This is a genomic window from Paraburkholderia sp. IW21, from assembly GCF_041321145.1.
Classification (GTDB): domain Bacteria; phylum Pseudomonadota; class Gammaproteobacteria; order Burkholderiales; family Burkholderiaceae; genus Paraburkholderia.
The window spans coordinates 611,563-626,615 of sequence record NZ_JBGGWA010000001.1; the positions used below are offsets into that span (position 1 = coordinate 611,563).

Below are 15,053 nucleotides of genomic sequence, written 5' to 3' on the forward strand. Positions count from 1 at the left end.
GTTCTAACGGATTTCACGCCCATGACGAGCTTCCCGATTGCGTTGCACCACCGAATCCGCGCTTTGGCGCGTATCGAACCCGATGCGCCCGCGCTTGCGTCGTTCACGCCGCATACCGTGCGGCTGACGCGCGGTGAACTGGATAGCCGCGCAGCGCGGCTTGCGGTGCAACTGAGGGCGGCGGGCGTCACGACGGAAGTGCGCGTCGGCGTGTGTGTCGCGCGTTCGTGTGACCTGTTTGTCGCATTGCTCGCCGTACTGAAGGCGGGCGGCGTGTTCGTCGCGCTCGATCCGCGCCATCCCTCGGCACGCCTCGACTGGGTCGCGAAGGATGCGGGACTCGCGCACGGCATTGTCGACGGTTCCGCCGATGCGGCGATGCGCGCGCGTTTCGCGCAATGCTTCTACGTCGCGAATGCGGCTTTGGCAGACGCTGCAGCGCCGCGCTTCGATGGCGATGACGAGCCGGTGCACCCGCGCGCGGCGGCTTACCTGATCTATACATCGGGTTCGACCGGCACGCCGAAGGCGGTGGCGGTCGAACACGGCCCGCTCGCCGCGCACGGCGATGCGCTCGCCGAATCCTTGCCGATCGACGGCACCGATCGCGTGCTGCATTTCGCTTCCGTGAATTTCGATGTCTCGATTGAAGCCTGGCTCGTGCCGCTCGCGGTGGGGGGCAGCGTGGTGATCAGCGATCCGCCGCCGTTTCCGCCGGAAGCGACCCATGCATTCATGCTGCGCGAAGGCGTGACCAACACCACGCTGCCGCCCGCTTATCTGCGCGAATTCGCGAACGTTTGCGAACGCCTGGGCGTGCCGCCTTCGCTGCGCGTGCTGCTGTTCGGGGGAGAGGCGATGTCGCAAGACAGCTTCGACGAGATTCGCCGTGTGTTCCCATCGATCCGGCTCGTCAACGGCTATGGCCCGACCGAGGCAGTGATTTCGCCGATGCTTTGGCCCGTCGATCCGGACACGACGCCCGCGCTGGGGGATGGCAACGGCTACGCATCGCTGCCGATCGGCTGGCCGATCGGGCGCCGCGTGGCGCGTATCGAAGGCGCGGCGCACTGCGGCGAGGCCGGGGAATTGCTGCTCGGCGGCGTGTGTCTCGCGCGTGGCTATCATGGCCGCGCGGCACTCACGGCCGAACGTTTTTTGCCCGACGCAAGCGGCGAACCGGGCGAGCGGATTTACCGCACGGGCGATCTCGCACGCGAACGCGCGGACGGCTCGTTCGATTATCTCGGCCGCATCGACGATCAGGTGCAAGTGCGCGGCGTTCGCGTGGAGCCGGCGGAGATCGCGGCGTGCCTGCTGACACATCCGGCGATCGCCGATGCGGGCGTGCTGGCCGAGGCGACAGGCGGAAGGACGCAATTGATCGCCTGTGTCGTGCTGAAGGAAGCAGTGGGCAAAACGACACGCTGCGAAGAAGCGCACGGCGACGAAGTCCGAGGCGAAGGCGCCCAAGGCAAAGGAGTCCGCAGCGAAGACGTCCGCGACGAAAAAGCACTCAGCGACGCGGCATTGCAGGCGCATCTCGCCGCGCATTTGCCGCAAGCGTGGTTGCCGCATCGCTTCGCGCGCTTTGCACGTCTGCCTTATACGCTGAACGGCAAGCTCGATCGCACGGCATTGCGCGACGCGGTGGCGGCGCTGCCCGTTGAGCGCGGTGCGAGCTATGTCGCGCCTCAAACGTCAACCGAGGCGCGCCTTGCCGGTATCTGGCAAACGCTTCTGAACGATCCGGCGCCGATCGGTCGCACCGACCGGTTCTTGGCGCGCGGTGGCGACTCGCTCGCGGCGATGCAATTGCAGGCGGCGATTCGCCTCGATTGGCGCGTGAATCTGCGGCTCGATACGTTGTTCGACGATCCACCGCTTGAGACGCTCGCGGCGTTGATCGATAGCAGCGAGCCTGAAACGGCGTTGAACGAACATCGGCAGATCACCGTACTGCGGCCATCGAAAGCGGCGTTTGTCGATCGTGCCGCTTCTTTTGCCCAGCAGCGTTTCTGGGTGATGGCGCAAACGCAGGATGCCGGCTCGGCCTATCACGTCGCCGTGCAGTGGGACGTGCAGGGCGCGCTCGACCTCGGCACGCTGCAACGCGCGCTCGATTCTTTGATCGAGCGTCAACAGGCCTGGCGCACCACGCTCGTCGAAACCGACGATGGCATCGTGATGCAACGCATCCATACTGCATTGCCTATGCGGATCGCCGAAATCGATCTGCGCACTAGCAGGGAGGCCGAGCGCGCGCCGCGGTTGGCAGCATTGGCCACGGACCACGTCGGTGCGGCATTCGATCTGTCGAATGGCCCGTTAGTGCGCGCTACCCTCGTCACACTGACCGACCACACGCAGCGCTTCCTGTTGACCACGCATCACGCGATCAGTGACGGTTGGAGCTCGCGCTGTGCTTTCGACGAATTGCAAGCGGCCTATACGTCGTTCGCTACGGGGCGCGCGCCGCAATTGCCCGCGCTCGCGGTCCAATACGCCGACTATGCGCAATGGCAGCGCGACTGGCTCGCCGCAGGCGAAGGCGAGCGGCAGCTTAAGTATTGGCGCGACGCGTTGCGCGCTGCGCCCACGCCGCTTGCATTACCGCTCGACCGGCCACGCTCGCCGCAACGCGACTATCGCGGCGGCCGCCTGGCATTGCGGCTGCCGGAAGCACTCTCCGCAGCGGTGCGCGAAGCCGCGCGACGCGCGCAGGCGTCTCCCTTCACGGTGTTGCTGGCTGCCTTCGACGCGTGGCTCTATCGGCTGACCGGCGCCACCGACATCGTGGTGGCCGCGCCGATCGCGCATCGGCAACGGGCGCAAACCGCGCCGCTGGTCGGTCTGTTCCTCAACACACTTGCGTTGCGCGCGCGCGTCGCGCCGGGCCTATCGTTCGCGGCGTTGCTCGACAGCGTGCGCCGCGCGGCGTTCGATGCTTTCGCGCATCAGGACGTGCCGTTCGATCAGGTGCTCGACGCCGTCAAGCCGCCGGTGCGGCGCGGCGAAGAATGGCTCAAGGTCAAGTTCGCCCAGCAGTTCGATCTGGAACTGACGGCTGAATTGCCGGGTGCTTCAGTGCGGATGTCGCCGGGACTCGATCTCGCCGCGCGCTTCGATCTCGCGCTCGATTTCACCGACGACCCGCGCGGCATCGAACTGGTCGTCGCCTATGCGCTCGACGGCATCGATGAGGCGACTGCGCAGGGCTGGCTCAATAGTTACGCTACGCTGGTAGCCGACGCGGTGCGTGATCCGCAAAGCGCGATTGCCGAACTCGATTGCGCGGATGGGGCGGAATATCGCACGGCGCGACAGGGGCGAACGCTTCAGCTTAAAGCCGATAACGTACTTGCGCTGTTCGCGCGTCACGCTAGCGAAACACCTCATCGCGTCGCGCTCGTGGACGCTGATACGCAGATCACCTTCGCCGAACTCGACGACGCATCGGATCGCATTGCGCTTGCTTTGCAGAAAAGGGGCGTGAGAGGGGAGCAACCGGTTGCTGTATGCATCGAGCGTTCGGTGCGCTTCGCGGTTGCGCTGATCGGCGTGATGAAATCGGGTGCCTACGTGGTGCCGCTCGATCCTGCGGCGCCTCATGAACGGCTGGCTGCTGCTGTCGAAGCCTGCGGCGCGCAATGGATGCTGACCGCAGGGCAGCCGCAGACCGCGCAGGCGGGAGGCGCTGCAAAGACGCTCGATTTCGACTCGCTCACGCAAGGTTCATCGCCTGGCGGGATGAATGATGCCGCTAGCGCGAACTTGAACACCGGCGCGGAGGCGATCGCCAACGCCAACGCGTCGCGTCCCACACCGCTACCCGGCCAGGCCGCTTATCTGATCTTCACGTCCGGATCGACCGGCACACCCAAGGGCGTCGTGATTTCACATCGCGCGCTGGCAGATTACGTCGAAGGGATGTTGGACGAACTCGCCTTCGCCGCTGGCGCTTCCATGGCGATGGTTTCGACCGTCGCCGCCGACCTGGGTCATACGACACTATTCGGCGCACTCTGCTCGGGCCGCACGCTGCATCTGCTGCCGGCGCAATGCGCGTTCGATCCCGATCGTTTCGCTCGCGAGATGCGCACGCGGGATGTCGGCATCTTGAAGATCGTGCCGAGCCATCTGCATGCGCTGCTCGACGCGCAGCAACCAGCGGACGTGCTGCCCGCGCATGCATTGGTAACGGGTGGCGAAACGCTGCCGTGGTCGCTGGTCGAGCGGATCGCGGCGCTTAAACCGGCGTGCCGCGTCATCAACCACTATGGCCCAACCGAAGCGACGGTCGGCGCATTGACTTGCGACACGTGCGCGCCGGGAAAAGCTGCATTGCGCTTATCAAACGGGCATGCCGAGCAAGCGGGCCGCGCCGTGCAATCCACGCAACTCACGCAATCCACGCAATCCTCGCAATCCGTGCCGCTTGGCCTGCCGTTGCCGAACGCCTACGCTTGCGTGCTCGACAGCCACGGCGCGAGCGTGCCGCCCGGTGGAATTGGCGAACTGTATCTCGGTGGTCCGGGCCTTGCGCGTGGTTACCTGAACCGTGCCGCGGCGACCGCCGAGCGCTTCGTGCCGCATCCGTTTGCGCCAGGCGAGCGTCTCTACCGGACGGGCGACCGTGTGCGGCTGCGCGCCGATCGCCGGCTGGATTTTCTTGGACGGCTCGACGATCAGGTGAAGATTCGCGGCTATCGCGTCGAACCCGGCGAGGTGAGTGCCGCACTGCGCGCGCTCGAAGGCGTCGCGCAGGCGGAAACGCTTGCCGTGGAGCATGAGGGGCGTTTGCGGTTGGCGTCGTTCGTGGCCTCGTCTAACGGTGCACATCTCGACGAGCTGGCGTTGCGCGCTGCATTGGCCGCGAGTCTGCCGGACTACATGGTGCCGGCGGTGTTGCGGGTCGTGGCTGCCTTGCCTGTGACCGCGAACGGCAAAGTCGATCGCGCCGCCTTGCGTGCGCTTGCCGTCGCGCCGGCGCTATCCGAGGCCGAAGGCGACGCGCCGCAAGGGGCGATCGAGGAAGCGCTCGCCGCCGTCTGGAAGGACGTGCTCAAAGCCGGGCGCGTAGGCCGCGGCGACAACTTCTTCGAACTGGGTGGCGATTCGATTCTGGTGTTGCAGGTGATCGCACGCTCACGCAAGCGCGGTGTGCGCTTCACGCCAAAGCAACTGTTCGACGCGCCAACGTTGGCCCAACTCGCGTGCGTTGCGACAACGGTGGATACCGGCGCGCCGGCTGCATCGGCGGTCACGAAATCGCAAGCCTCGCTGTCGAAGGCCGAACCCGCCACGACCCTCACGCCCGCACAACTGCGATTCTTCGCGCTGGATATCCCGCAGCGCGGTCACTGGAATCAATCGATCGAACTCGATGCTCAGGCACCGTTCGACTACGATGCATTCGTCCACGCATTCGAAAAACTGCTGACGCATCACGAGATTTTCCGCCACCGTTTCGCGCCGAGCGGTCCCCGCGGAGAATGGCGGCTCACGGTCGCCGCGCGCGCGTTCGAGGCACTCCCGCTCGCGGTCGCGTCCGTATGCGACGAACGCGACGCACTTGCGCAGTTCGACGCGCTGCAAAGTACATTCGATCTGACGCACGGCCCGCTCGTCTGCGCGCTCGCCGCGATGTTGCCCGACGGGACGACGAAGCTTTATCTCGCGATTCATCATCTCATCGTCGATGGTGTGTCGTGGCGCGTGCTGCTGGACGATCTCGACGCCGGCTATCGCGCGGCGCGCGAGCGCCGCACTGTACGGTTTGCGTCGACGGGCACGAGCGCGCAGGCGTGGGCGGCGCGGCTCGCTCGCGCGGCGCTCGATGCGACCCACTCGCCATTTGCCGCCGAAGTGCCGTATTGGGCCGCGCTCGCCGCACCGTGCGATGATTTTCCGCTTGACTATCCCCACGCCAAGGCGACTAACGCCGACGCGCAAACTGTCATTCAGACAATCGGCTCCGATCTGACGCGCGCCGCATTGACGGAGGCGAACGCAGCCTACCGCACGCAGATGATCGAACTGTTGATCGCCGCGTTGGCGCAGTCGCTCGACATGCCGGTTTGCCGGATCGAGCTTGAGGGCCACGGCCGCGAGGCGTTGTTCGACGACGCCGACGCGAACCGTACGCCGGGCTGGCTGACGAGTCACTATCCGGTGGCGTTCGCTGTCGAAAGCACGCCCGTGGCAACGCTCGGCGCCGTCAAGGACACCTCGCGCGCGGTGCCGAACAAAGGGCTCGGCTTCGGCGTGTTGCGCCACTATGGCGATGCGGCGACACGCGCGGCACTCGCCGCCGTGCCGCGGCCGCATGTCACCTTCAACTACCTCGGCCAGTTCGATGCGCCGCGCGAGGCTGCGCTGGTGCCGCATTTCGGCGGCGCGGGCTGCGAGCGCGATCTCGCGGGCCCGCTCGGCAACGCGTTGGCGATTCACGCCTATATCGATGGCGACGCGGCACGCACGCTTAAAGTCCATTGGGTGTACGGCGCGACGCAGTTCGAGCGCGCGAGCATTGAAGCGCTCGCGCAGCGTTTCGAGACCGCGCTCACCGCGTTGATCGCCGCATGCGCGGCGCGTCTCGCACAACGCGGTGGCGGAGCGACGCCGGGCGACTATCCGCTCGCGCGTGCGGGCGGTCTGACGCAAGCCGCATTGGAGCGCTTGCCGTTCGATCTTCGTACCGTCGACGATATCTATCCGCTTTCGCCGATGCAGCACGGCATTCTGTTCCACTCGCTGTTCGCGCCGGAGCAATCGACTTATGTGAATCAACTGGTCGCCACGCTGATCGAGCCGGACGTCGAGCGTCTGCGTGCGGCGTTCGAGGCCGCCGTGCCGCGCCACGACATTCTGCGCACCGGCTTCACCCCGAATGAAGCCACGCCGATGCAGATCGTGCATCGCCAGGCGCGCATGCCGGTCGAAATATTCGATTGGCGCGAGCAAGGCGAGGACGCGCCCGGCGCATTTGTAACGTGGCTCAGCGCCGACCGGGCGCGCGGGTTCGATCTGACGTCGCCGCCGTTGATGCGCGTCGCGCTGATCCGCATCGCGGATGAAGCGTGGCGTCTCGTCTGGACCCGTCATCATCTGCTGCTCGACGGCTGGAGTACGGCACGTTTCTTCGCCGACGTGCTGCGCGACTACATCGAGCCGCCGCGTCCGCAACCGTTCGCCTCAGCCGCTAAAACGCGCTACTGCGATTTCATCGCGTGGCTCGCGGCACGCGACGTGGAATCGGAGCGAGGCTTCTGGCTTAAACGTCTTGCGCTGATCGACGAGCCCACGCTGGTTGCCAGCCGCGAACGCGATCGTGAGGCGGCTAGTTCACGCGTCGCGCAACATCTCACGCGTCGCGAAGCGCTCGACGCCGCCACAACGGCACGTCTCACGGAAGCGGCGCGCCGTCTGAAAGTCACGGTCAACACGATGGTGCAGGGCGCCTGGGCGCTTGCACTGCAACGGATGACACACCAAACAGCCGTCGCCTTCGGCGCGACCGTGGCAGGCCGTCCCGACGCGTTACCCGATGCCGATACCGTGCTCGGTCTCTTCATCAACACGCTGCCGGTCATCACCGCGCCGTTGCCGCAACGCCTGGCATCGGCATGGCTCCACGAATTGCAGCGCGACAACGCCGCCGCGGCGGAACACGCGCATACGCCCCTCTACGAAATCCAGCAATGGGCGGGGCAAGGCGGCGGCGCGCTGTTCGACACGCTCGTCGTGTTCGAAAACTATCCGGTCGATGAAGCATGGCAAGGGCGCGACGAACGCGCTCTCAAGCTGCGGGAATTGCGCAATATCGAAGCGACGGACTTCGCACTCACCCTGGTGATCGAAGCCGGCGCGACGCTCACGATCGACTACGGCTACGACACCGCACAACTCGACGAAGCGCGCGTGGCCGCATTGCATCGCGCGTTTGCCGCGTGCCTAGCGGGCTTGATCGCCGATCCGCACGCACCGCTCGGCACGATCTCGATTGCGACCGCCGACGATCTCGCCATGCTGACGCAGGCCAATGCGACCGCGCAATCCTGGTCGCAAGCCCGGCAGCAGCCGCTGCACCACCAGTTCGAACAAGCCGCGTTGGCATCACCCGACGCAATCGCGCTCGAATTCACCGACCCGCAAGGACACACGCAACAGATGACCTACGGTGTGCTCGATGCGGACGCCAATCGGGTCGCTGCCGCGCTCGTGGACGCGGGCGTTCAGGCGGACACGGCGGTTGCATTGTGCGTCGAGCGTTCGTTCGACATGGTGGTAGCGCTGATCGGCGTGCTGAAAGCGGGCGCGGCCTATCTGCCCATCGATCCCGACTATCCGGCCGAGCGCATCGCCTATCTGCTCAACGACGCGAAGCCCGCTGTCGTGCTGACGCAGCCGCATCTGCGCGAACGTGTTGTCGTGGCCGTGGCAAGCATCGACGTGGAAATCCTGACCGTCGACGAACTTCTCGATACCAATGCCACGCTCGTTACGCCAGTGGAAGTCGCGCCCGAACAACTCGCCTATCTGATCTACACATCCGGATCGACCGGCAAACCGAAGGGCGCGGGCAATACGCATCGCGCGCTCGCGAATCGGATCGCGTGGATGCAGGACGCCTATCGGCTGAGTGCTGAAGACGTCGTGTTGCACAAGACGCCATTCGGCTTCGACGTATCGGTATGGGAATTCCTTTGGCCGCTTTCTGTCGGCGCGAAACTCGCGATCGCGGCACCGGGCGATCATCGCGATCCGGTACGTCTGGTCGCGGCCGTCGAAACGCATCGCGTCACAACGCTGCATTTCGTACCGTCGATGCTCGCCGCCTTCGTGGCTCACCTGGAGGATTTCAAAGCCGCGGCTCGCTGCACGAGCATCCGGCGGATCGTGGCAAGCGGCGAAGCGCTCGCACCGGAACGGGTGGCACGCGTCGCGCAGCATTTGCCCAACGCGCAGCTCTATAACCTGTACGGCCCGACCGAAGCGGCGATCGACGTCTCGCACTGGACCTGCGATGCGCGCGATGCGAACGCGGTATCCGTGCCGATCGGTCATCCGATTGCGAATCTGCAACTGCATGTACTCGATGCTGCGATGCAGCCGCTGCCGCAAGGGGCGATCGGTGAACTGTATCTGGGCGGCGTGGGACTCGCGCGCGGCTATCTCGGCCGTGCGGCGCTGACCGCGGAGCGCTTCCTCCCCGATCCCTTCGTTGAAGGCGCACGTCTTTATCGAACCGGCGACCTCGCCCGTCGTCGCGTGGACGGTGCGCTCGATTACCTCGGCCGTGTCGATACGCAAGTGAAGCTGCGCGGCCAGCGCATCGAGCCCGGCGAGATCGAAGCGCTGCTGCGCGCGACGCAAGGTGTGCACGACGCCGTGGTGATCGTGCGTGACGAGCAACTGATCGGCTATGTCGCACGAGGCGCCGACGGCGCAATCGACACGATCGCGCTGCTCGACGGTCTGCGTGCGCAGTTGCCGTCGTACATGGTGCCGGCGCAACTGATCGAGATGGAGGCGTTGCCGGTGACGCCGAACGGCAAGTGTGATCGCCATGCGCTACCGGCGCCCTCTCGCGGCCCTGCCGATGAGAACGCCGCCGCCTCCTTGCAAACCGATACCGAACGCGAACTCGCCGCGATCTGGCAACGCGTTCTGCATCTGGAAACAGTGGGCCGCGACGATGACTTCTTCGCCCTTGGCGGTCACTCGCTGCTCGCAACGCAGGCCAACGCTCAGGCGAATCTGCATTGGACGCTGATCCTGCCACTGCGCACGCTGTTCGACGAACGCACGCTGCAACGCTGTGCCGCCGCGATCGATCGGGCGCTGGCCGAGCGCGACGCCCATGCCGGACAGGACACCGCGAGCGCGATCGACGCGCTCCTCGACGAACTGGAACTGCAGTAAGCCCCGCCGCCGACAAGCCGACAAGCATTGAGACTACCCAGCATGACGATAGCCAAACCGGATCTGCTTTCCCTCGCGGCACGCTTCGCGCTTTTGCCGGCCGCGCAGCGCAAGGCCTTCATCACGAAGCTCGACGCAGCCGGCATCGATTTTCGCGTGCTGCCGATTCCACCGCGCGCCGAGCGCACCGCGAGCGTGCCGGCTTCGTTTGCGCAAACACGTCTGTGGTTGCATGCACGCATGATCGACGAACCGGCGGCGTATCACATCACCGAACGTTTGCGGCTCGACGGTGCGCTCGATGCGAATGCGCTGCGTCTTTCCTGCGACGCATTGATCGCGCGTCACGAAGCGTTGCGTACGACCTTCGCGGAGAGCGCGGACGGCGTGTTGCAGACCGTGCATGCGCCGTCACGCTGCCCGTGGCATGCAAGCGACCTGAGCACGGTGCCCGCGCACGAGCGTGAGGCTCGCGCGGCCGCCATTGCGCAAAGCGACGAAGCGCAGGCCTTCGATCTGTCGCTCGGCCCGCTGATCCGCGCGCATCTCATACGTCTCGATGCGACGACTCACTGGCTCGCGCTGACGACACATCACATCGTGTCGGACGGCTGGTCCGCGGACGTGATGCTGGCGGAACTGGCGTCGTTCTATCGCGCCTATGCGAAGCGCGAGACGGTGTCGCTTGCGCCACTGCCGATCCAGTACGCGGATTACGCACTGTGGCAACGCCGCTGGCTCGATGCGGGTGAGCGCGAGCGGCAGTTGGAATTCTGGCGTACCCGGCTGGATGCGAGCCGCGACGTGCTGATGCTGCCGGGGGCCGCGCCGCGTCCGGCCCAGCGAAGCGCGCGTGGTGCGCGGCACCGGTTCGTGTTGGATGCATCGCTCGCCCGGCAGGTCAAGGCGCTCGCCAATGCCCAGCGTGCAACGCCCTTCGCCGTGCTGCTTGCGGCACTCAACGCCTTGCTCGCGCGCTGCTCGGGCGAGACGCAGATTCAGATCGGCGTGCCCGCTGCGAATCGCGAGCGCGGTGAAGTGGCCGGCCTGGTGGGCTTCTTCGTGAACACACTCACGCTCGCCACGCCCGTTCCCGCAACGCAGTCGTTCGCCGTGCTGGTCGGCGCGACACAGCAAACGCTCATCGACGCCCAATCGCATCAGGACGTGCCGTTCGACCAGGTGGTCGAAGCGCTCGGCGTGGTGCGCAGCGCGAGCCACCATCCGCTGTTTCAGGTGATGGCGGCATATGGTGCGCGTCGTCGCTTGCCTTTGCTTGCCGAGGTTCGTGTCACCGAGTTGCCGTCGGGGGCGCCGTTCGCCAAATTCGATCTGACGCTGAGCTTCGAGGAGCGCGACGACGGTTCGATCGACGCCTGCTTCATCTACGCGCTCGATCTCTTCGAGGCCGAAGCGGTCGAGCGGCTGGCCGGGCGCTTCATTGAACTGCTGTCGAATGCGATCGTGGCGCCTGAAATCGCGGTCGGCGATCTGCAATGGCTGCCCGCGTTCGAGCGTGCCCAACTGGATGCGTGGAACAGCACGGCGGCCAATCACGATGAAGCTTTCAAGCCGGTTCATCAACGCGTGGCCGACCACGCCCAGGCGCGGCCCGATGCGCGCGGCGTCGCGGACCTCGAACGCTCGCTGACTTGCGGCGAAGTCGACGCGCGCGCGACTCGGCTCGCGCAGCGGCTCGTCGCAGCGGGCGTGAGCGCGGAGATGCGCGTCGGCGTGGCGCTGAGCCGCTCGGTCGATTTGCTGGTGGGCCTGATTGCCGCGCTGAAATCAGGTGGCGCATTCGTGCCGCTCGACCCGAGTCATCCGCGCGAGCGCCTCGCACAGATTCTCGACGACGCGCGGATCACCCATGTCATCACAGAACGCGCCAGCCTGGCCGCGCTGCCGGTGTCGGATCGCTTGCACCTGTGGCTGATCGACGAGGAGTCCCGGCACGATGCGCTATCGACAGCGCCGGTCGCGCTTCCCGCGGTTTCGCCTCATCAGGCGGCCTATGTCATCTACACCTCGGGTTCGACCGGAAAACCGAAGGGCGTCGTGGTCGATCACGGCTCGTTCGCGCTGCACTGCGCGGCGATTGCCGAGCGCTACGGCGCAGGCGAAAACGATGTCTTTCTTCTGTTCCAGTCGGTCAATTTCGACGGCGCGCACGAGGGCTGGTTCTCGCAGTACATGTCCGGCGCCGCGGTGGCCATTACCGCCGACACGCTATGGCCGCCCGCGCAAACCTGCCGGATGATGGTCCGCGAAGGCGTGACGATGACCTACGTGCCGCCCGGCTGTGCGACCCAGCTTGCCGAGTGGGCGTTGGCGCACGGCGCGCCGCCTGGCTTGCGATCGCTGACGGTGGGCGGTGAAGCCACCTCGCGCGAAGCCTTTGCGTTGATGCGCCGGGCGTTCCCGAACGCGCGCATCGTCAACGGCTATGGACCGACCGAGACCGTCATCACGCCGATGCTGTGGATGTTCCATCCCGCCGACGATGCCGCCACGCTCGCTGACAGCGCGTATCTGCCGATCGGCACGCTGGTCGGCGCGCGCTCCGCGCATGTGCTCGATGCGCGACTGAATCCGCTGCCAGTCGGCGTGATCGGCGAGTTGTATCTGGGCGGCGAGGGCGTGGGCGTCGCGCGCGGCTATCTCGACCGCCCCGCGCTTACCGCCGAACGCTTCGTGCCCGATCCGTTCGGTGTGCCGGGGGCGCGGCTCTATCGCACGGGTGACCTCGTCAAGCGACGCGCGGACGGCGTGTTCGACTTTATCGGCCGTGTCGATCATCAGGTGAAGCTGCGCGGCTTGCGTATCGAGTTGGGCGAGATCGAGGCGCAACTCGCCGCGCATGATGATGTGCGCGAAGCCGTGGCGGTCGTGCATGGCAACGGGGCGCACGCGGCGCTGGTTGCATACGTTGAGTTGAGCGCCGAAGCGCGTGAACGCAATACGCGTGCGGACGCCGCCGAACTCGACGCGCATCTACGCCACACGCTGCCCGATTACATGGTGCCCGCTCACATCGTCGTGCTCGATGCGTTGCCGCGCAATGCCAACAGCAAGGTGGACCGCGCGGCCTTGCCGCAGCCGCAGCGTGTCGCGCGTGCGTATCAGGCGCCCGCCGCGGGCCTTGAAACGGCGCTTGCCACGATCTTCCGCGAAGTGTTGGGGGTGGAGCGCGTCGGGCGCGGCGATCATTTCTTCGAACTCGGCGGACATTCGCTCGCAGCGGTTCGCGTGGCGACCCGCGTGGCCGAGCGCCTCGCGCGCGATGTGCCGGTACGCACGCTCTTTGAAGCACCGACGCTCGCTCAATACGCGCGGCGGGTCATGGCGGCGGCGCGAAGCGAGGCGGTTGCCGATGGGCGTCTTGAGTCCGGGTCCGCGAGCGGTGCCGTGAGTCCGCGCGTGCTTGCCGATGCGCAGGGCGTGATGCCGCTGTCCGCAGCGCAATTGAGCCTGTGGTTCTTGTGGCGCGCGCAACCGGACAGCGCGGCCTACAACATTCCTGTCGCACTGCGTCTGCGCGGGCCGCTCGATGTCGATGTATTGCGCGAAGCGTTCGGCGAGGCCGCCGCGCGGCATCCTGCGTTGCGCACGCGCCTCGTCGAACGCAAAGGGCAATGGCCGGGCCAACGGATTGCGGCGCCGGCGTCTTTCGATCTGCCGGTGATCGACCTGTCGTCGCTTGAGAATGGGGAAATCGCAAGCGAGGCTGCCGCCGTCGCACTCACGGACGAAGACGCGCTCACGCCATTCGGCCTGCTCGACGACGTGCCGCTTTGGCGCGTGCGGCTGCTGCGGCTTGGCGAGCACGATCATGTGTTGTCGCTGGTCGTGCATCACATCGTGTCGGATGGACAGTCGATCGATCTGTGGCTTGAAGAAGTCCGCACGATCTATGTGGCGATCGTGCGCGGTGCAGCGCCCGCGCCAGGTGCCTCGTCGTCGCCTTTGCATCACGCGCTGGTGCTGCCGGTCGTCGCATCGCGCGCACGCCTGTCCTTCTGGCGTGACGTGCTCGCTGACGCGCCCGCGCACGTATTGCCTTCGCCGCCGTCGGGCCGATCCGTAGCGCCGTGCTGGAGCGCGGGCCGCCTCGCATTCGAACTCGACCCGGCCCTGGTGCGGCGCGCCCGCTTGATGGCGCTCGAAGTCCACGCAACCCTGCCGATGCTGCTGCACGCCGCGCTGAACGTCGCGTTTTACCGTGCAACGGGCGTGACCGATCAACCGGTCGGCGTCCTCGCATCGACCCGCGAATTGACGGGCGAGGTTGCGCAACGCGCGCTCGGTCTCTTCATCAACGCCGTGGTCGTACGCACGCGCCTGGCGAAAACCGCCACGCCCGCCACGCTGCTTGCCGAAGTTCGCGACGCGGCGCTCGCCGCCTACTCGCACGCGGATACGCCATTCGCCGACGTGGTCGCGGCATTGCGCGCGCCGCGCACGGACCCCGGCAATCCGCTGTTCTCGGTGATGTTCAACTACCTGCGCCCGGCCGGTGCCGCGGAGCGCGACTGGGCCGGTCTCACGCTAGACGATTTCAACGACGTGCGGCATCGCGTCGTGTTCGAGCTGGAACTCGACGTGGTCGAGCATCCCGATGGACGCGTGACGGGCGCGTTCTCGTATGCGGACGAACTGGTGGACGGCCGGTTTGTTGAAGCGTTGGCTACTGACTATCTGCTCGTAGTACAGCAGTTTGTCGATGCGCCGCAAGAGCAGTTCGGCGAATCGTCAGCGCGCTTTGCACTTGCAACGCCGAGTGTTGCTGCCGATATGAACACCCGCGCCGAGCTTCACGATGAAGCAACGCATCACGCCCACGCGCTCGAACGCGTCTGGAGCGATCTCTTCGAAGGCAACACGCCGGCCCATCACGACGATCTGTTCGAAGCCGGCGCGAGCTCGTTCGACATTGTGCGCTTTGTCGACGCGGTGCAAGCAGCCGGCCAGGTGTTGTCGATTGCCGATGTATTCGCCGCGCCGACTTTCGCCGGGCTGGGCGCGCGGATCGTTGCGCGTGCATCGACCGTTGCCGAAGTGCGGGATGCGGGTTAAAGCGCCTGCCTCTCAACTCACAGTTTTCTCCGGTCAGCGCATCCGGCGGG

At 66.1% G+C, this 15,053-nt stretch carries 2 protein-coding genes; both read left to right on the forward strand.

Annotated features, from left to right (window positions below):
- The first annotated feature begins 21 nt into the window (after positions 1-21).
- Positions 22-9,927, forward strand: a complete 9,906-nt coding sequence (locus ACAX43_RS02710) for an amino acid adenylation domain-containing protein (RefSeq protein WP_370706870.1) — start codon at positions 22-24, stop codon at positions 9,925-9,927.
- A 42-nt stretch (positions 9,928-9,969) separates the two neighbouring features.
- Positions 9,970-15,003: an amino acid adenylation domain-containing protein gene (locus tag ACAX43_RS02715; RefSeq protein ID WP_370706871.1), complete on the forward strand. Its 5,034-nt coding sequence runs from the start codon at positions 9,970-9,972 to the stop codon at positions 15,001-15,003.
- Positions 15,004-15,053 lie beyond the last annotated feature (50 nt).